General features: G+C 65.7%; 1 protein-coding gene. It reads right to left on the bottom strand.

Going from position 1 to position 236, the window contains the following annotated elements; genetic code table 11:
• Positions 1-234: pyridoxamine 5'-phosphate oxidase family protein (locus tag ACU18_RS19050; protein ID WP_197273635.1), on the bottom strand; the 234-nt coding region annotated here is incomplete at its 3' end.
• Positions 235-236 lie beyond the last annotated feature (2 nt).

Genomic DNA, 236 nt, shown 5'->3' with positions numbered 1-236 from the left:
GCTCCAGGCCATCCCCGAAGCCGCGTCGACGCCGTCGGCCTCCAGCGCAACCGGAGTCCCGCCCAAGGCGCCGCCAAGTTTGGTTCCCCCGCCGGTCCGGAAGACGACGCTGCCATGGTCCACTGCGTAGTTGAGCGGAAAGATGTCGGGGTGGTCATCAACCCACACCGCCAGCCGTCCAACCGATACCTGCCGCAGGAGTTCCCAGCATTGTTGGGAGTCAAGGTTTTCCACGG

This window comes from Arthrobacter sp. ZBG10, assembly GCF_001238605.1.
In the GTDB taxonomy this organism is placed as follows: Bacteria; Actinomycetota; Actinomycetes; order Actinomycetales; family Micrococcaceae; genus Arthrobacter.
This window is presented reverse-complemented; position numbering and strand designations above follow the sequence as displayed.